Annotated in this window: 19 protein-coding genes and 1 tRNA gene; 4 read left to right on the forward strand and 16 right to left on the reverse strand. The window is 52.9% G+C overall.

Annotation, left to right across the window (positions count from 1 at the left end; translation table 11 throughout):
• Nucleotides 1-26 precede the first annotated feature (26 nt).
• From NST08_RS18030 to NST08_RS18065, 8 genes are all read right to left on the reverse strand, one after another.
• Nucleotides 27-350 carry a hypothetical protein gene (locus NST08_RS18030; protein ID WP_251537280.1) on the reverse strand — a complete coding sequence of 108 codons (324 nt, stop codon included), beginning with the start codon at nt 348-350 and terminating at the stop codon, nt 27-29.
• A gap of 175 nt (nt 351-525) precedes the next feature.
• Nucleotides 526-1,179 carry a TVP38/TMEM64 family protein gene (locus NST08_RS18035; RefSeq protein WP_007128558.1) on the reverse strand — a complete coding sequence of 218 codons (654 nt, stop codon included), beginning with the start codon at nt 1,177-1,179 and terminating at the stop codon, nt 526-528.
• A 119-nt stretch (nt 1,180-1,298) separates the two neighbouring features.
• Nucleotides 1,299-1,760: a DinB family protein gene (locus NST08_RS18040; protein WP_210095077.1), complete on the reverse strand. Its 462-nt coding sequence runs from the start codon at nt 1,758-1,760 to the stop codon at nt 1,299-1,301.
• Nucleotides 1,753-2,349, reverse strand: coding sequence for a DUF4269 domain-containing protein (locus NST08_RS18045; RefSeq protein ID WP_007128560.1), 597 nt, complete (start codon nt 2,347-2,349; stop codon nt 1,753-1,755). The genes NST08_RS18040 and NST08_RS18045 overlap by 8 nt, the downstream gene beginning before the upstream one ends.
• Nucleotides 2,350-2,480: 131 nt before the next feature.
• Entirely contained in the window at nt 2,481-3,287 is an 807-nt protein-coding gene (locus NST08_RS18050) for a GNAT family N-acetyltransferase (protein WP_007128561.1), read from the reverse strand.
• A gap of 95 nt (nt 3,288-3,382) precedes the next feature.
• Entirely contained in the window at nt 3,383-4,096 is a 714-nt protein-coding gene (locus NST08_RS18055; protein WP_007128562.1) for a DsbA family oxidoreductase, read from the reverse strand.
• A gap of 143 nt (nt 4,097-4,239) precedes the next feature.
• Nucleotides 4,240-4,500 (reverse strand): YqkE family protein, encoded by a 261-nt coding sequence (locus NST08_RS18060; protein WP_007128563.1) that lies wholly within the window; start codon nt 4,498-4,500, stop codon nt 4,240-4,242.
• A 104-nt stretch (nt 4,501-4,604) separates the two neighbouring features.
• Nucleotides 4,605-4,677, reverse strand: a tRNA-His gene (locus tag NST08_RS18065).
• A 289-nt stretch (nt 4,678-4,966) separates the two neighbouring features.
• On the opposite strand from NST08_RS18065, the gene NST08_RS18070 reads away from it, so the two are divergent.
• Nucleotides 4,967-5,815: an alpha/beta hydrolase family protein gene (locus NST08_RS18070; RefSeq protein ID WP_213616978.1), complete on the forward strand. Its 849-nt coding sequence runs from the start codon at nt 4,967-4,969 to the stop codon at nt 5,813-5,815.
• A 52-nt stretch (nt 5,816-5,867) separates the two neighbouring features.
• On the opposite strand, the gene NST08_RS18075 is transcribed toward NST08_RS18070, so the two are convergent.
• The gene (locus NST08_RS18075) at nt 5,868-6,323 is read right to left on the reverse strand and encodes a RidA family protein (RefSeq protein ID WP_007128565.1); all 456 of its coding nucleotides are present in this window, start codon (nt 6,321-6,323) and stop codon (nt 5,868-5,870) included.
• Nucleotides 6,324-6,570: 247 nt separating this feature from the next.
• Between NST08_RS18075 and NST08_RS18080 the strand changes: the two genes are divergently transcribed.
• Both NST08_RS18080 and NST08_RS18085 read left to right on the forward strand, forming a co-directional pair.
• Nucleotides 6,571-7,554, forward strand: coding sequence for an iron-hydroxamate ABC transporter substrate-binding protein (locus NST08_RS18080; RefSeq protein ID WP_007128566.1), 984 nt, complete (start codon nt 6,571-6,573; stop codon nt 7,552-7,554).
• A 225-nt stretch (nt 7,555-7,779) separates the two neighbouring features.
• The gene (locus NST08_RS18085; RefSeq protein ID WP_007128567.1) at nt 7,780-8,016 is read left to right on the forward strand and encodes a WGxxGxxG family protein; all 237 of its coding nucleotides are present in this window, start codon (nt 7,780-7,782) and stop codon (nt 8,014-8,016) included.
• 237 nt (nt 8,017-8,253) lie between these two features.
• Here the strand turns inward: NST08_RS18085 and NST08_RS18090 are convergent, their stop codons facing one another.
• The 6 genes from NST08_RS18090 to NST08_RS18115 form a co-directional block, all read right to left on the reverse strand.
• Nucleotides 8,254-9,861: an S-layer homology domain-containing protein gene (locus NST08_RS18090; protein WP_007128568.1), complete on the reverse strand. Its 1,608-nt coding sequence runs from the start codon at nt 9,859-9,861 to the stop codon at nt 8,254-8,256.
• A 105-nt stretch (nt 9,862-9,966) separates the two neighbouring features.
• Nucleotides 9,967-11,919: a type I pullulanase gene (gene pulA, locus NST08_RS18095; RefSeq protein ID WP_007128569.1), complete on the reverse strand. Its 1,953-nt coding sequence runs from the start codon at nt 11,917-11,919 to the stop codon at nt 9,967-9,969.
• Nucleotides 11,920-11,931: 12 nt separating this feature from the next.
• Complete coding sequence (locus tag NST08_RS18100) at nt 11,932-13,233, reverse strand: DUF4129 domain-containing protein (protein ID WP_210095078.1); 1,302 nt, start codon at nt 13,231-13,233, stop codon at nt 11,932-11,934.
• Nucleotides 13,230-14,339 (reverse strand): DUF58 domain-containing protein, encoded by a 1,110-nt coding sequence (locus NST08_RS18105; RefSeq protein ID WP_210095079.1) that lies wholly within the window; start codon nt 14,337-14,339, stop codon nt 13,230-13,232. The genes NST08_RS18100 and NST08_RS18105 overlap by 4 nt, the downstream gene beginning before the upstream one ends.
• 12 nt (nt 14,340-14,351) lie before the next feature.
• Complete coding sequence (locus NST08_RS18110; RefSeq protein ID WP_007128572.1) at nt 14,352-15,332, reverse strand: AAA family ATPase; 981 nt, start codon at nt 15,330-15,332, stop codon at nt 14,352-14,354.
• A 113-nt stretch (nt 15,333-15,445) separates the two neighbouring features.
• Nucleotides 15,446-15,814, reverse strand: coding sequence for an antibiotic biosynthesis monooxygenase family protein (locus tag NST08_RS18115; RefSeq protein WP_007128573.1), 369 nt, complete (start codon nt 15,812-15,814; stop codon nt 15,446-15,448).
• A gap of 151 nt (nt 15,815-15,965) precedes the next feature.
• On the opposite strand from NST08_RS18115, the gene NST08_RS18120 reads away from it, so the two are divergent.
• Nucleotides 15,966-16,268 (forward strand): hypothetical protein, encoded by a 303-nt coding sequence (locus tag NST08_RS18120; protein WP_028406288.1) that lies wholly within the window; start codon nt 15,966-15,968, stop codon nt 16,266-16,268.
• A gap of 100 nt (nt 16,269-16,368) precedes the next feature.
• On the opposite strand, the gene NST08_RS18125 is transcribed toward NST08_RS18120, so the two are convergent.
• Entirely contained in the window at nt 16,369-17,307 is a 939-nt protein-coding gene (locus NST08_RS18125; protein ID WP_210095080.1) for an NAD(P)/FAD-dependent oxidoreductase, read from the reverse strand.
• Between the last annotated feature and the right edge of the window lie 230 nt (nt 17,308-17,537).

Genomic DNA, 17,537 nt, shown 5'->3' on the forward strand with positions numbered 1-17,537 from the left:
GCTTGTTGGTTACATACCATATTCCTTTATGCTAAACGCCCAAGTAAATCCAGAATGACAGGCAGCGCAATCATAACGGCTGCGGCGGTAATCGTCACAGCTGTCATCTGGCGGGACATTCTCCGCTGCGTGGCCTTGGAGCGGTACCATCCGCCAAACTGCAGACGATTACGGTACAGAACCATAAACCCAAGCACATTCCCTAAGAACAGGAACAGGATATAATAGTCTTTCCATAACACCCATGACTGCAAAACAGCCAGTTCGATATTCGTTACGATCGCAGTACCGAGCATGAATAAGACCATCATTCGGACGATTTCCAGCATGGCGCTTCCCAGCTTGGCCATCACGCACCCCTCCCCTCATACTATGATCAGCGTGGACAGTTCCGGACCAGCCGGAAGCCTTCTAACACTTCTATGATATCCCGTAATCGCACACCATCGGCGTAGGTTATCTCATCTCTGGGCCGTGCATGCACCGATCACGATGGTTCAATCCCCTGCTAACCGCATGACAACATCAAGGTGCTTCGCTGTTCAGGTCGGTAACGGGAGAATGCTCCGCTTTCTTCGCATGACTGTTTACATAATAGCTTTCCAGCCGCCGGCTCCCCCATAAGGATAGAGCGATAAAGGCCAGAACGCCGACAAGCTTATACGGCTCGGCTGCAATGTCGGACAGGTTCGCACCTATATAGGATACGCAGAATACCATAATGCCTTTTCCTAATGTTACGGCCAGCAGGTAGGATAGGATATGCATTCTCGCCAGACCGGCGGCAATATTAACGGCGACAAACGGACCGACCGGTAAAATGCCGAGCAAGAACACGTAACTGAACCCGTTCTTCTGAATCCATCGCATTCCCCGCTGTACCTTGGGCTTGGCTGCCCAGCGCGCGAGAAAGCGGCTGTCGGATATTTTCCTCACCAGGAGAAAGGTTGTCAGGCAGCCTGCGATCATGCCGATCCAAGAATACAGGAACCCTTCCCATAACCCGTATACGGCGGCATTCACCCCTACGATCACAATCGTCGGCATTGGCGGAACGAAGGATTTCATGAAGGTCAGCAGGATCCCCGGCAAAGGGCCAAGCGCTCTGAACTGCTCCAGAAACCACTCCAGGTTGCTCTCCGTAAAATAAGACGTGATATCCAAATAACCCGTCGGCATTGCGTTCACTCATTTCTATCGTCAGTTGCCTATAGTATAAATCAATACCGACCCTGAATCTATATAAGGATTAGCTTGCTTTTCAGGGAGCCGGTGTCAGTCCAGCAATCAGCTTACACTTATCCGATCAGCTCCAGCTGTCTTAGGTGATGTTTGTCATGCCAAATAAAATCCTTCATAAACTGCGCGACCTTAAACGGATGACCGTCTTTATCCGTGTAATCCCCGTCGTACACATCCTCCGGCATGGACCGGATCGCTTCGATCAGCTGCTCCCGCGCTGCAATCGTCTGGCGGACCAAATCCTCGGTTGTGCTTGCTTTCGCATAATCTCTGGCATTTTCATTAAACTCGTCATAGTTCAAGTGTTCAGAGGTCGGAGCTTCCCCGCGCGCAATCTTCTCAATCGCCTCTGCGAAAAAGTATTCGTCCCATCTGAAAATATGACAGACAACCTCGCGAACCGTCCACTTGCCTTCGGCCAGCGGGGTGCTCCACAACGTTTCATCCCGATCTGCAAGCTCCTTTACCCGATCGATCCATTCCCCATATTCGCTGAGCAGCTGTTCTTTCTCACTCATCTTCGTTCCTCTCCCTCGCTAATAATTTATGATAAAATCCGTTTAGTCTATCATCCGACCAGTTATACATGTCCAGCAGAGCTGCATAAGGATCGCCTGGAATTCCCAGCAGCTCCGCAAAAGCCGGCTCCGTCTTGATTCCCGCTTGCTTCAGTTCGATAATCCGTTCTCTTCCGGCTTCGCCTATCAGCTGAAGCAGCCGATACTCTACGACCATATGCCGGTATCCGTTCTGCTGTTTCGTCGGCACAGGCTGGCCGAATATTTCGAACATCCAGCCTTTGTACCGGAAGCGGACCACGATGCGATCCATGCCATTAACGTTTCGGCTATCGACCGACAGATCCGGCAGATGTCCGAAAACCTCGTGGATGGTCTGTTCAAATGCAGCGAAGTCCGTAACGCGGCAGGCGATATCGAGGTCACTTCCCGGGATGTCGATGCCAATAGGGATCGTGCCAACGAGAATCGGATCATACGGTGCCAGATGGGCAAACAGCCTCAGGTCATCCATGACGAGCGCGGCCTGCCTCTGCTTCTCCGTACCCTGATACAAATAATCGATATTCAGAAACTTTATGTCCTGCATGCTCAATCTTTTTCCTTTCCCGGCCTGCTGCACGCCATCGAACCAACCAACAAACTAACAAACAAAACCTCCCCGCAAATTAGGCTGCCGGTCTGGAAGAAGGATCGTATCCTGTAGCTATCCCCCAGGTCCTACCTTTCCGTCCACGTCGTCCGGACATATCCGAGCCGCATACCGACCGCTTCCATATTGCGGTGGCTTTGTGACAAGAACCCGCACTGGCCGACGACTAAGCTGCAGCCCGTTTGCTGGGCGATCCGAATCCGATGGCGAAGGAGCAGCCGATGCAGTCCGTGCCTGCGATATTCGGGCAGCGTCGCCCCGAAAGTTAGAGAGGCTATGCCTTCATTTATGTACATCACACCAGCCGCGGCAGGCTCATCCTGCACATAGGCAAGATAAAATCTCCAGCCTTTCCGCGCTGCGAGCACCCGGTTATTTGCGGCCACGGACGGAATCCCCTGATCAGGAAGTCCGGTTCCCCGGCAATGGATCGTCGCATACCGCTCGAACTCATGCTCGGTGACATGCCGGATCTCGATAGCCGAATCCGCCTCTTCTTCCATGTTGACCGGATGCATATACATCGAATTATGAAACCCTGACTGGTACAGCCCTCGTTCCGCAAGCGCCTTCAAAAGTTCCTCATTTGCCGTGGAGGGCACGATCTCGATCTGAAATCTCCGATCCCTCGACCGGTAGAAATCAACTATGGCATCCAGATGGCCGATGTCCTCCGATTGAATGCCTTTTACGGTGTTAAAGGAAAGCCACGGCATGGTCTTGCTGTACAGGCACAACGCATGGCCGAACCGTTCGATCAGGACGCCCTCCGGGTTGCCCGGCCGCTTTGCAATGGCATCCATCCGATCGTGCATGTACTCCGTTTCGGAGCGCTGAATATGTAAGATTACCTCTTTCGTTGGGAGCTCGTCCATGATAACCTCCATCGATCTGTGATAGGACGGCGATAAGAGAACAGCCTGAAGATCATACGAGCTATGCATCCTCAGGCTGTTTGTCTATCACCTATTTATTTCGTGCTGCCGGGCAGATCGCAGGATCCGTCGGCACATATCCCCGCATCCTTCTCGTTCACCATCACAAGCGGATGGGCTTCACGGTAGGCTTTCTCCAAAGCGTCCGTAAATACCTCAAGCGGCTGTGCGCCGGATACGCCGTACTTGCCTCCGAGCACGAAGAAAGGCACCCCGCGAATACCCAGCTGGTGGGCAGCCGCTTCATCAGCGCGTACTTCCGAGCTATATGCGTCTCCATCAAGCACCGCATCTGCCTCTTCCCGCGACAAACCAACCTCGGCGGCCAGATCGGCCAGCAAGGAGCGGTCCTGCAGATTGCCGCCCTCTGTAAAGTGAGCGTAGAACAACCGCTCTGTCATCTCTTTCATTTTTCCATGCTGACTTGCAAAATGAACCAGTCGATGGGCATCGAAGGAATTCGCTGGAATGATGCGGTCCATGTGATACGTGAGGCCGACGCTTGCCGCCTGCTGCGTAACGTTGGCGTTCGCCGCCCGGGCTTGCTCAATGCTCATCCCGTATTTTGAAGCCAGCAATTCATCCATCGACACGCCCGGCTCATACGAAGCGTCCGGATCAAGCTCGAAGCTCCGGTAAACCACCTCGACCTGATCCTTATTCGGAAATAAGGCCAGTGCATTCTCGAAACGACGCTTTCCTATATAACAGAACGGACACATAAAATCCGACCAAATCTCAACCTTCATCGTCTTACCCCCTGCAAGCATGTATTTTACTTACTTATTGTAACTTTCTTTCTGGATTACTGCAAGAAAAGTCCTGTATCACCACATAAGGGAAAGGCAAATTCGGTCTTCTGATCGTAAAAAAGATGGCTATCGTCCACCTGTCATTTATATCGTTTCCAGTCCATATCACTGTTCTCCAGCAAATACTCAAAATCGTTATCACGGCGCTTCTGCTCCGCTGCGCGGGCGGCCTCGCGCTCCTGTCTTTCTTTCTCCAAACGCTCAGCCTCCGAGGCCTTTAATGTTTCGGAGGTTTCCTTCAATTTCTGAAGCAGCTCTGGGTTCAGAAGATCCTTCAACGTTGCCGGCTTGTCGGCCTGCGAAGCACTTGGAGCGGGCATGTTCCGTTTCTTTTTAGCCATATTCACTCACCTCGGTTTCCTCATCATTATACCATCTTCCATGCGGACTGACAGCACTGGAGGATGCAAAAAAAGAGGGCCTGGCGCTTATGTATAATATAAAGGGCGATCGATGGGACTTGAACCCACGAATGCCGGAGCCACAATCCGGTGCGTTAACCCCTTCGCCACGACCGCCATCTTATAAATGGACTAGCTGTCCGGATAATTAATATAGCATAGGATTCAAGATTGTGCAAATTGTAAAAGTTGCCATCCAGATCCATGCATCTTCATCAAAACCCTGCTCTCGCGGATTGCCGGCCACTGCCGGATTGGATCGAAACATATTGATTTCTTTCTGCGGTAAATACTATACTAACGAGAATGTTGAAGAAACGGTTATTCGAAAAAAAACGTAAGCACGGGTGTACGAAAAATTACTAAAAACCGTTTGTATTGTGTTGCAGCTGGAGGTCGATTCATCATGATTTATCATATTGATTATCTTTCCGAAGCGCTTCATGTTAAGGGTTACCTGGGTCTTCCGCCTCAGCTTCCCCATGCGATTAGCCAGTCTATGGCTGACATAGCCGGTACTCAGCCCGGCGTTTCGGTCAAAGGCACACTGGCTTGCTCATGGCGCCCGGATAAACAATTTCAACATCCTGGCGGATCAACCCGCAAGCTTCCCCTCCTGATCTATTGCAGGGGCGGAATCGGCCGCGTCGGAGCGGTGCGCCTGAAGTGGATCGAAGAGTTCGCGATGCACGGCTTCGCGGTCTTCGCCCCTGCATATCGCGGAAACGAAGGCAGCGAGGGGCGGGATGAGTTCGGCGGAGCCGATACGATGGACGTCGTAAACGCAATCGATTGGCTCAGGAACATACCTTGGATCGACCCGGCCCGGATTTATCTGCTCGGCTTCTCCCGGGGTGCGATCAATGCCGCCAAGGCAGCGGTTATCTCGCCAGTGGTTGCGAAGCTCATTCTATGGAGCGGGGTATCGGACCTGGCCCAAACATATGAGGAACGGATCGACCTCAGACGGATGATGAAACGGGTTATCGGCGGCTCTCCGAACAAAGTGCCGGAGCGTTATCTCGCTAGGTCTCCGCTGCATTACGCGGAGCAGCTTGAGATCCCGGTGCTAATCGTCCACGGGACCCTCGACGAGCAGGTCCTTATCGGGCACAGCTATCGAATGGCGGACAGGCTCGCGGAGCTTGGCCGGCAGGTGGAGACCCATTTCTACCGGGATCTGAAGCATCATTTTCCCCCGCCGCAGCATGAAGCGGCGGTTCATCGCATGTGCGATTGGCTGATGAAAGTTTAACGGCTCCCGGGTTTAGGCTCTCGGGATGCCATCAGTTTGACCGCCGTCCCAATCAGACCTCCACCTGAAACATGGAATCAACAATCACCGGTAGTTGGTCCCTAAGGGATATCGCACCAAAGACGGACCGTGCATGACTCCCGTTATCCCCGAACACTTCAACCATTAGATCAGAGAAGCCGTTCAGCACCTTGTGATGCTCCTCATAATCCGGAGAAGCATGGATAAACCCTTGGACCTTGACTACGCGCTTCACATGATCGAGAGAGCCCAAAGCTTCCTTCAATACGGCCAGCACTTCGATGCCGGCGGAACGGGCGAAGGCATATCCCTGCTCGGTCGTATAATCTACCCCCAGCTTGCCTCTCGGATGACCCGCAGGACCTTTCCCGGACACATACATTATTCCGTCTACGATTACGTAATTGGCGTATTTCGCTGCAGGTACGCTAGCCGCAGGCAAAACGATCCCCATCTCCGCCAACCGCTGCTCCACATTCCCTCCCATGTCCGTCTACTCCCCTTTATCATATTTTCCATTGAATTTCGATTATTGTATCATGGAAAATTCCCTTTGCAAGCAAAATGCTGTTCCCCCTGCCTAAAGATTTCTTACTCGCTTAATTGTTGTTACCCTGATTTGAAAATTATGGATTGACAGTCGGCAAACGATCCTTTACAGTATCTCATATATGAAAATGATAATCATTATCGTTTAGTTTGCTGTTATTATTCTACATACAAGGAGAATCGAAATGAAGAACAAGCTGTTCATTCCCTTTATCGTTTTGCTTTTAGTGATCCTCAGCGCTTGCGGCTCTGATTCAGGAACGCCAGCCTCATCGACTCAAAATAATCAGGACACTCATAACACTCAGAATGCGGACACGACGACGGTCGCCAATCCATCCGAGGAGACGATCACGTACCAATCTGAGAAAGGTCCCGTGAAGGTTCCTGCCCATCCCAAACGGATCGTAGCGTTGACGTATGCACCGAACGTGCTCTCGCTCGACGTACCGCTGGTTGGCGTCGATCAGTGGACGAATGCGAATCCGTTGTTCAAGGACAAGTTGGAGGGCGTAACCGTCGTTTCGGAGGAGGACCTCGAGACGATTATCGAACAGGATCCGGATCTGATCATTGCCGGCACCGAAATGAAGAATCTCGATAAGCTGGGCCAAATCGCTCCTACCGTTGCTTTTACCTGGGGAAAGCTGGACTATTTATCCCAGCAGCTTGAGATCGGAAAGCTCCTCAACAAGGAGCAGGAAGCTCAGGCATGGATCGATGATTTCAAGCAGCGTGCGGAAGCAATCGGCAGCGAAATCAAAGCGACGGAAGGCGATGATGTCTCCGTTTCCGTGTTTGAAACCGATTCGGCCAAGAACTTCTACGTATTCGGCAATAACTGGGCGCGAGGCACCGAAATCCTGTATCAGGCCATGGGATTGAAAATGCCTGAAAAAGTCGAGAAGGATGCCCTCGGCCCCGGATATTTTGCGTTGTCGCAAGAGGTGCTCTCCGATTATGCGGGAGATTATATTGTGCTTAGCCGAAACTCGCAAGCCGATACCGCGTTCATGAAGACCGATATTTGGAAGGGCATCCCGGCCGTCAAAAACGGACATGTCATTGAAATCGATACGGAGGCTGCCACTTATAGCGATCCGATTACGCTTGAATATTTGCTGAATATTTTCAAGACCGGATTCCTTGGCGACGGCTCGACCGATTAATGAATTACAATGATCGAAACCAGACTCCCCCGAATCAAGTTCTTTCCCGAGCTTGGTTCGGTTTTTTTTTTACGTTATTCCTGATTATTTCGGGCTTGCTCTGATATTTGAAAATATTTTTCTTGTTTCTAAGCAAAGAATAATCCCCTTTGTAAAGGGCAACATAATTCTGGTACCTGTCCTCCACTAAATAAATCAACTTTAACGGAAAGGAGTTGCACCTCAATGAAGAAAATCCTCGCTTCATTCTTAGCCGGATTAAGCTTGGCTCTCGTTCTTGCGGTTCCAGCTTTTGCGAATAATAACAACATGAACACAAACGATGTGAATGCCAACAACGTGAACACCAACAGTTATAACGCAAATGCTACACGTGACAACGATACAGACTGGGGCTGGCTGGGATTAATCGGTCTTGCTGGCCTCGCCGGTCTGAGACGCCGCAATCCTGAACGTCAATAGTCAAAAAGTTCAAAAGCATACGTGATTTTGTTCTTTTTGACCGCCTTTTTGCCGGCAGTTTGGTAAGATTATGAATACGTTTGTGTAGTGAGCCGCATCTCGTTAAACATCAAAAAGGCTGTATCTTAGCAGGCATTGGCTTGCCAAGATACAGCCTTTTGTCGCAAAGTGAACCTTAACCGGCTTACCCGGACGACTATTCATTTAACTTCCAGCCATTGCTTAAGAAGTGCACACCTATTGAATATAGAAAGAATAGGAAGCATAGCGCTGGGCGTTCGGGATCGCCTTCCAGACGTCAACGGTCTCCGCTCCCGGATACCAGTAGGCGAAGCCGGCAACTTGATACGCCGAAGCCATCAGGTGCTTCACGGACAAGGAACGGGCGTCCTCTGTCCAGATCCGATGCTGAACGCCGCCAGAGCGGTATTCCGCTTCATATTGTCCCGCTTCCGCATTCCACGATATCGGAGCCTGAAAGCTTCGAATTCGCCGGCCCTGCTCCACCAAGGTGATATCCTCGGAGGAAACGCTGGAGGCCAGCTTCCAGTCCCTCGTATACAACGGAAAGGCGACAATCGCTTGATTCGCCCTAATCTGGGTCAGGAGCCGCTGTAATGCAGATTCCGACCAAGAAATGGACGATACGGAGCCTGCTTTGGGCGAGCCGCCCCAATGCTCGTCGTAGCTCATCAGCACGAGATAATCCAGCTGCCTGCCGAGTGCCGCATAATCGAACGCCGCCGTCCAATCCGTGTTTAGATCCGGGGATACGTCAATCGACAGCTTGGCACCCAGGCGCTTCATCTCAGCAGATAATAACGTAACGAACAGCGTCAGATTCTCACGATCCTGGGGCATCACATTCTCAAAATCAATGTTGATTCCATCCAGTTCATACTTCACGGTATTGGCAGCGATGCTGCTGATCACCGATTGCCGGAGCGTGGCGCTGCTAAGGATTTGATGCGTCATCTCGGCGTTGCTCCGGTTTCCTATCATCGCCCACACTTCACGGCCGTTCTTATGCGCCCAATTCAGCAGCGCCGTATCCGTATTATCCGACAGCTTACCAGAGGCGTTCAGGTAATACCATCGCGGCACGAGAACGTTCAGTCCAGCCCTCTTAGCATAGCTTATATACTGGCTGGTCGTTCCGTTATACAGCCATCCCATTCGTACGCTTGCTCCTTCTTGGCGGTCCAGCACGGATTGGACGTTGCCCGTACGAAGGACGCGGTCCAGCAGCATGGCGGTCTCTTCGCGGGTAATCGGATCCAGCGGTCTGAACCGGCCCTCGCCTCCCTGCAGCCATCCCGTTTCCGTTGCTCGTCCTACGGCGCTCCGGGCCCAACCGGCAATGGAGCCCGAGTCCGAGTATCTCCAGGCACTGCTCCCGCTGCCTTTACCGCTCTCCTTCATCGCCCGGACCATCATGACGGCAGCCTCCTGCCGGGTAATCTGCGCATTCGGATAGAAATATGCACCGCTCCCCTGCACGATCGATACGTTCAGTCCAGCATGCACATAGCCGTAATACCAGGCAGCAGGCCGTACATCCCGGAACGCGGACAGGTCATTGTTCACGGGTGACAGCTTCAGCAGCCTTGTCAGCATCGCCGTGAATTCGGCTCGGGAGATGTGGTTTTTCGGCAAAAAAGCTCCATTGCCGTCCCCGCTTATGATCCCCCGCTTCGCCAAACGCAAGATCGCTTCCTTTGCGTAGCTTCCGGAGATATCATGAAACGCGGGCTGGCTTGGAGCCCCAAGTCCCGATACCTGAACAGGATGAATCACGCCTGCCAGTAACAGCAAAACACATAACGTCAGGAAATACTTCTTCAAGTGGTACGCCTCGATTCTATCATCTGATTATCTCAGCATATCAGATGATCGTAGAATCGGGCATTGCTCATTTATTGGTAATATCGCTTAAGCTCTTTCCGTACTTCAGCAGGAAAGAATAACGGCCCCGATCCCATCCACAGTCAATGTTGTCGGGGACAGCTGTTTGATCGTCTCTTCCCCTAAGAGGACGGTCCATTCTCCAAGCTCCGGCAGACTTAAGGTAGCCTCGTTTCGGCCGGCATAATAGAGAACATAGAGATGCCGGGCCTGATCGCCGCCGGCGTGATCTCGCAGCGTGAAGGCGATCGCCTGCTCCGGACAAGCCTCGAAACGCAGATGCTTACGAATCGTTTCCGCATCCCGCAGCCGGAATGCCGGACGCTCCTTGCGCAGCTGGATGAGCCGCTGAATATACTTGACGCCGTCCTGATGCTCCGCTGCTTGCCGCCAATCCAGGCGGTTCACCTCATCCGGCTCATTATAGCTGTTCTCGACCCCGCCTTTGGACCGGTAATATTCCTGACCGGCATGAATGAACGGAATCCCTTGGCTGGTGAGCGTGATGGCCGATGCCAGCCGGTGCATGTCCCGGCGAATATCATCGCTCTCGCCAGCCGTGGAGAGCTGGATTTTGTCCCAGAGCGTATGGTTATCGTGACACTCTACATAATTCACATTCTGGTCAGGCTCGGATGCAAATGACCGTATATCCGCCGAATACGAAATACCACCGGCAACACCCTGCTTCACCCGGTCCTTGAGCCCAGTTCCTCCGCTAATAAAGCCTTTGTATTGATATTTAAAAATATCGCCCTTAACCGCATCGCGGAACCCATCGTTAAAATGTCCGATTCTCGGCATCCGGTCAGCCTGCTGCTGATTGGCGCGCAGCTGCGGCGCAAGCTCGGTGTCCATGACCCAGCCTTCCCCGATCATGATGATCGACGGATCGATCTCATCAAGCGCTCCGCGGATTGCATTCATCGTCTCTACATCCATTAGGCCCATCAGATCGAAGCGGAAGCCGTCAATGCGGTATTCCTTGACCCAGTGCAGGACGGATTCCACAATGAATTTGCGCATCATCGGCCGCTCGGTTGCCGTATCGTTGCCGCAGCCCGAGCCGTTCGAAAACTTGCCGTCCTTCTTATAACGTAGATAATAACCTGGCACAAGCTTCGTGAAGTTGATTAAGTAACCATCGTACACATGGTTATACACCACATCCATGATGACCCGGAGTCCGCGATCATGCAGCGCTTGGACCAATTGCTTGAACTCGCGAATCCGAACTTCCGGCACATAAGGATCCGAGGCATAAGAACCTTCGGGCACATTGTAATTTTTCGGATCGTAGCCCCAATTATATTGCGGCTCATCAAGCCGAGTCTCGTCCACGCTTTCCGTTGCGTAATCGAATACGGGAAGCAGCTGCACATGGGTAACCCCGAGCTCCACAATGTGATCAAGTCCCGTCCGGATTCCTTCGGGTCCTTTTGTGCCCGCTTCGGTCAGCCCTGCGAACTTTCCCTTAAGATGAACTCCGCTGTCTGGATGGATCGTGTAATCCCGAACATGCAGTTCATAAATGACGGCATCCACAGCGCTTTCAAGCTTAGGCTTCGCTTCGGTCCAGCGCTCCGGATTGGTTGTCGACATGTCTAGAATATAAGCGCGGTCGCCGTTAACGCCTACGGCCTTGGCATAAGGGTCAATGGCTTCATTCCATTGCTCACCAATGCGAACCTGATAGGTATAGAATCGGCCCTTCAGGTCCTCTTTCACCCGCAGGAGCCATGTTCCCGATACATCGCGGGTCATCGCATAACGGTCCGCCTCCGTTGTCTTCCAATCGGAATAGACTAACACATAGGCCTCGCTTGCCGTCGGCGCCCAGAGGCGGAATAGGCTCTCCTGCGGACGATAGGTCAGGCCGAGATCGTCACCGTCATAATAAAATAATTGATCAAATTCCTTGGAGAACACCGATACGCCGCCGGTTACTGACAGATCTCCATAATCGATAACAGCATTGCTCTCTTTCTGTACGGACAAGCTCTTCACTCCTCATCTCTTCCTGCTGTGCTGCAGCCGCTGCACCTCTTCTTCCGTTAAGGACCGATTACCATAACGGGCCTTCTCATAGAGCTCGACCAAGGTCTCGGGCATCCGCTCCCGCGAATGTTCCTGCCAATCCTTAAGATCGTTCTCCGTTTCCCGGGGCGTTAAGGCTGCCTTCCAATTATACCCTTCCCGGATGCTTTGCAAAAGTATCCTGCGGTACATTTGGCGGATGATCTGATTCGGATCATGTCGCTCTTCGCCGCGATCCTTCTTGGACAAACGCATGCTGCCGAGAGCCCGCCGCAGCCGCTGCCCGGCTCGTTCATGCTCGATATCCTCGACCTCATCCTCATACCCCAGCGACGTTTGGGCTTCTTGCCGGGACATCATCCGATTCATCCACTTGGAGAGGATCCCGAGGAGCTTTGGCAGATGCTTCCCAAATCTCAAAAGAAGCAGCATAAGGCCGATTCCAATCGCGATAAATACGCCGTAAACCAGCGCCGATTCCAACCATTTCATGAACCGGCTCGGTCTCTTCTGCTCGCTGTCGGGCAGCTGGAGTTCAGGCGGCGGTTGAGGCGTCGCCTGCGATTCCGGAGGTGTCTCCGGACCTGCACTAAACAGTCCCGATAACCAAGAGGTCAGCCCCCGGGCCATCTCCTCGAACCAATGACGGAGCTGGGGAAGAAAAGCGATCGCTGCGATGATCAGAAGCAGCACCACGACGAATGAGCGGTTATATCGAAGCACGCGTCGTTCCAGCACAGGCTGATCCTTGCCCGGAAGCGTTTCGTCCAGCACCAGCTGCTGATTTACGATAAGCAGCGTAAGTGCCAATGCTCCTGCTCCGAACCAAGTAAGAACCGGTATTCCCGTCCGGAATGAATCCATGAAGGCCAGCACGAAGCTGCTGGCGCCGTATAGGATCAGGCCGACCAGGTAATAGGTTCCGGGAAACATGCTGCTCCAATCGATCTGCTCCATCCGGCTTCCGCGATAGCTGGCTGTAAATAGTACCGGAATCGCATAAGCCAGAAGGATGTCTATGCCTAATATCCAGCCCCCCAAGGCGATGGATACTACAGCGGCCCACATCACTGCTTTGAACTGCCGGTTCAAGCGAAGATAGGCACTGCCGGCATAGCCGATCAGATATGCTCCCCATGCTGCAGCCGGCCAAAGCCATGTCAAGGAATCGGGGAACAGGTAATAGGCGGGAATGAAAAGCACAGGGAAATAAAGGATGCACTCTACCAGGCTGTTAAAGAAAGCCCGCAGCAACCCGAATCCGCGGATCCTCATGCGGACACCTCCTTGCCTGCCACGATCATCCCGTCCTCGAGGAGCGCAACCTCGACGGAGTGGCCTTTCATCCTAAAGCGCTCAAGCAATGCTTCCAGCCGGGGACTTACATACGTCGTGAGCAAGATCATATCCACCGATTCCTCCTGGCGATCCAGCATGGACAGGAGATAATCATGGAACGACAGCTTACGGGTGAGCTCAAGCTTCGCAAGAAGTTCAAGGATCAAATCCTGCTGGGCTTCGCCGCCGGCTGCAGGGAGAAGCATGTCCTGCTCCTCTCCATCCACCACGGCCCCGTTCGTACCGAATCCAACCTCGATGCCTTGCGAGAGCAAGTGTGCGCTAATACCGGCCGCCAGACGAATTCCGTATTCAATCGGCTCCGGCCGCGTTACCTTGGTCCACATCCCCTCATGGTCTTCAATATTCAAGTAGATCATAAGGCGGCAATCCGCGGTCGTGTCCCGCCGGTATACCTGAAGGCTGCCCGTCCTGGCGGTGGCTTTCCATTGAATGTCCTTCATCGGATCGCCGCTGCGGTACTCGCGCACGCCGGAGATATGGAACGGATCCTCCATAATCCAACGCCGGACCAGCAGCTCGCCGATCCATGTTCGTACCGGGAGCTCCATCTCTGAGACGTCGAGCGGCCTCGGATACACCGTAATCCCGCCGGGAAGCGTCATGCTCTGCACGACGGACTGGATCCCCAGCAGATCGCCCGTCGTCATGGAGACGGTTCCAAGCCGGTACACGCCGCGCTGCTTTGCCGTGATGCGGTGCCTGCGCACGATTTTGGTCCAGGGAAGAAGGCTGAAGAAGCTCTTATGATTCTGGTTGTACTGTCCTTCGCTAATATTCAGATTCAGCTGGCTCTCAAAGGCAAGGCCTGTCCGAAATTGCGATTCAACCCGCAGCCAGGGAACCGGCAGCGCTTTCCGGTTTTCAATCGTCTCAATCAGCTCGATCGAATCTCCCTCATAGCAGGATGACGCCTTAAATGATCGGCTGTAGGTCAATTTTTTCAGCGCCGTTCGCTTGAAGAGCATGCCCTGCAAAAAAATGATCACAGCGGCGATCAGCAAAATCCAGTAAGCTCCCATCCGCGAGCCCCCTTAAGGCGCGATGCCGGCTTCCGTCGGTACCGGTACCTGTGTCAGCAAGCGCTTGATGACATCCTCCGCCGCCTCCGTCAAGCTCCGGCCTCTGACGCCGCCGCGCAGCTGCAAACGATGGGCCCACGCCGGCACAGCGAGCGTCTTCACATCGTCCGGCGTTACGAACGCTCTGCCCTCAAGAACGGCCTGAACCTGGACGGCCTTAAGCAGTGCCTGGCAGCCCCTTGGGCTTACGCCTGCGACTACGGCTTCGTCGGCTCTGGATTGCTCGGCCAGCTTTACGATATAAGATAACAGCTCGTCGCTCACATGCACCTTGTTGACGACTTGCCGTGCTTGAATCAGGCTGCTTGAAGCGGCAACCGCCGTCAGCGATTCCAGCGGCTGCTGTTCCTTGAACCGTTTTAGAATATCGACGCTCTCCTCGGCGGAGGGATATCCCATGCTCAGCTTAAACAGGAAACGGTCCAGCTGCGCTTCCGGCAGCGGGAAGGTTCCCTGCTGCTCCAGCGGATTTTGGGTCGCGATAACCAGAAACGGCTCCTGCAGCGCATGCGTCACGCCGTCAATGCTGATCTGGCGCTCCTCCATGCATTCCAGCAGACTGGCCTGCGTGCGGGGCGTAGCCCGGTTGATCTCATCCGCAAGCAGGATATTGGTAAACAGCGGGCCTGGTCGAAATTCAAATTCAGATATTTTTTGATTATAGAAGTAGATGCCGCTCAAATCCGAAGGGAGCAGGTCCGGCGTAAATTGTACTCGCTTGAACGTGCAGTCGACAGATCTTGATAAGGATTTGGCCAGCAGTGTTTTCCCCGTGCCCGGAACATCCTCGAGAAGCACATGGCCTGCGGTCACCATCGCGATGAACAGCCTGTCAATGAGCTGCTCCTTGCCTACAATAACCTTGGTTACGTTGGCACGGATCTCGTCTCTTAAGCGTCGAACGGAATCAAAATCGGTAATGATGGTAATCACTCCTTATGTTATAAGCATATCCATCAAAGTTCGTCATCAGCTGCCTGGATTCCTGTTCGAGCCGTAAAATTAGCCGAAGTTCCTAAACTCGTATTAGCTGGACTTCGTGAACCTTATGAACCATATACCGTCTGATCATCGCCGGTTTCCGCGAGCTCGGCCAATTCCTGCTCCGCCTGCTCCCTGCCGTCCACGCGGATATCGATATAGTGCTTAATCTGCGGCGGATCCGCATAATAAGGCTCTAAAGCCTGAACCCACGTCTTGTAATCCGGATGGCCCCGGAAGCCGATCAGATGGTCCTTGATCCCCGTCCAACGGATCAGGAGTATATATTCGTCCCGATTCTCCACGCATTTGTGAAGCTCATGATCGACATATCCCTTTTTGGTCAACAGAACGGCTGAAGCCGTCCGGAAGGTACTCTCGAATTCACTAGCCAACCCCGGCTTGATATGCAGAACAGCGGTTTCCAGAATCATGGCGCTTCCCCCTCTTCACATCCGTCATTTTCGCGGCTTGCATCGCGTTTTGCCGGATCATGTTCAATACAGCCATAGAATGCATTAGGTGCAGTGAAGTATATGCTGGTATAATGGGAAGCATGAATACTCTTACAAGGATGAGACCATCATGGCATTCGGCATTACCAAACAAGAATTGCAGCAATGGAAGCAAAAGGTGTCTCGGGGAGAAATCGCATTTTTGACGCATTTCTGGTATGATCAGCGCTTCCCTGAGTTTCATACCGTGACGAAGGTGGGATGCTCGGACCTCCGCCGTCTTGAAGACTGGTGCTTGACCAACGGTCTGAACCCGCAATATATTCATGATCGCCAGCCTTACCCGCATTTCGACTTAATCGGTCCGAAGCAGACGGAGCTGCTGCGAAAATATGAGCTGGAGGACCATATCACCCGTTTCGGCTTGACCTAATAAACCCGCCTCTTGGCGGGAGTTCGTCGGAGATTCCCATTTCAAGAGGCGGGTTTATGGGCAAATTACTTGAACAAGCAAGGTAATTCACCGAATTCGTTTAATGTTCATTTCCACTCGGGTCGGCTATTTTTCGAAGCTCCTTATTGATCCAAATCGCCGCCGTAGCGCCCTCTCCCATTGCTACGGTGGACAATTCGGAATGAACCCCGATATCCCCTGCGGCCCACAGATGGTTGACATTGGTCATCTTGGACCTCGGATCCGTCTTGACATGCTGATTGTGCTCCAGCTCGGCCCCTAGCTGCCTTGCCAGATCGGAATGGATCCGGTTTCCGCCAAAGGCGATAAAGCCGCGTTCGGCCGGGATGGATTGCCCGTTCGCCAGCTCAATGGACGAGATTACTCCATCCGCTTTGCACTTCACCTCCGTTACACGCTCCTCGATATAAGAGATCCCTCGTTTCGATAGCCGCTCCATAAGTTCTGCGGAAGCTGGCTTACCTTCATGATTGACGTACGTCATATCGCCGGTTCTCTCGGACAGCAAAAGCGCCATGTTAGCTCCCGGTTCGCCCGTTCCCAGTACGACGGTCTTCCGGTCCTGAATTTCATATCCGTCACAGTCCGGACATACATAGACGGTACTGCCCAGCGTCTCCAGCAGTCCGGGAACGTCGGGGAAGCGGTCCGACAGGCCGGTTGCTAGCAGGAGCGTCTTCGCCCTGTATACAGTCCCGTCTTTTCCGGTTAACTCGAAATAATCGCCAAGCCTGTTCGCCTGCCGAATATCATCTTCAATAAAATTCACGCCGTACGATTCGGCCTGCGCTCGGCCAAGCTCCCTAAGCTTCCGACCGGATACGCCTTTTGGCCAGCCAAGAATATTATGATAGCTCCTGCAGATGACCGACCGTCCTGTTCCGCGGTCAATGACCGCAACCGAATAGACGGAATACCGCCCAAGCTGGATCGCAGCCTGTAATCCTGCAATGCCGCCTCCAACAATGATGCAATCCTTCACGTCCGTGCTGTTCATCGTATCCATCCACTCTTTTCTATACCGGATTCAGATTTGCTTCGTTTCTTCCATCAAGCTGCGGGGGAAGTTGTTGGCCCTTAATTCTTACTGATACACCCTACATATTTAACCAATCCGGCAAGAAATACTCCTGCAACGGCAAATAGGCTCCCGACTTAGGTCCAGAGCCTACAATGTAACAGCAAATAGGCTCCGGACTTACGTCCAGAGCTTGCGATGATATTCCG

It is taken from the genome of Paenibacillus sp. FSL K6-1566 (assembly GCF_038050475.1).
Lineage (GTDB): Bacteria > Bacillota > Bacilli > Paenibacillales > Paenibacillaceae > Paenibacillus_AQ > Paenibacillus_AQ lactis.

Bases quoted from the DNA above. Each gene is read 5' to 3' on its own strand.
- NST08_RS18030 (WP_251537280.1), bottom strand. From the start codon at position 350: ATGGCCAAGCTGGGAAGCGCCATGCTGGAAATCGTCCGAATGATGGTC.
- NST08_RS18035 (WP_007128558.1), bottom strand. From the start codon at position 1,179: ATGCCGACGGGTTATTTGGATATCACGTCTTATTTTACGGAGAGCAAC.
- NST08_RS18040 (WP_210095077.1), bottom strand. From the start codon at position 1,760: ATGAGTGAGAAAGAACAGCTGCTCAGCGAATATGGGGAATGGATCGAT.
- NST08_RS18045 (WP_007128560.1), bottom strand. From the start codon at position 2,349: ATGCAGGACATAAAGTTTCTGAATATCGATTATTTGTATCAGGGTACG.
- NST08_RS18050 (WP_007128561.1), bottom strand. From the start codon at position 3,287: ATGGACGAGCTCCCAACGAAAGAGGTAATCTTACATATTCAGCGCTCC.
- NST08_RS18055 (WP_007128562.1), bottom strand. From the start codon at position 4,096: ATGAAGGTTGAGATTTGGTCGGATTTTATGTGTCCGTTCTGTTATATA.
- NST08_RS18060 (WP_007128563.1), bottom strand. From the start codon at position 4,500: ATGGCTAAAAAGAAACGGAACATGCCCGCTCCAAGTGCTTCGCAGGCC.
- NST08_RS18070 (WP_213616978.1), top strand. From the start codon at position 4,967: ATGATTTATCATATTGATTATCTTTCCGAAGCGCTTCATGTTAAGGGT.
- NST08_RS18075 (WP_007128565.1), bottom strand. From the start codon at position 6,323: ATGGGAGGGAATGTGGAGCAGCGGTTGGCGGAGATGGGGATCGTTTTG.
- NST08_RS18080 (WP_007128566.1), top strand. From the start codon at position 6,571: ATGAAGAACAAGCTGTTCATTCCCTTTATCGTTTTGCTTTTAGTGATC.
- NST08_RS18085 (WP_007128567.1), top strand. From the start codon at position 7,780: ATGAAGAAAATCCTCGCTTCATTCTTAGCCGGATTAAGCTTGGCTCTC.
- NST08_RS18100 (WP_210095078.1), bottom strand. From the start codon at position 13,233: ATGAGGATCCGCGGATTCGGGTTGCTGCGGGCTTTCTTTAACAGCCTG.
- NST08_RS18105 (WP_210095079.1), bottom strand. From the start codon at position 14,339: ATGGGAGCTTACTGGATTTTGCTGATCGCCGCTGTGATCATTTTTTTG.
- NST08_RS18115 (WP_007128573.1), bottom strand. From the start codon at position 15,814: ATGATTCTGGAAACCGCTGTTCTGCATATCAAGCCGGGGTTGGCTAGT.
- NST08_RS18120 (WP_028406288.1), top strand. From the start codon at position 15,966: ATGGCATTCGGCATTACCAAACAAGAATTGCAGCAATGGAAGCAAAAG.
- NST08_RS18125 (WP_210095080.1), bottom strand. From the start codon at position 17,307: ATGAACAGCACGGACGTGAAGGATTGCATCATTGTTGGAGGCGGCATT.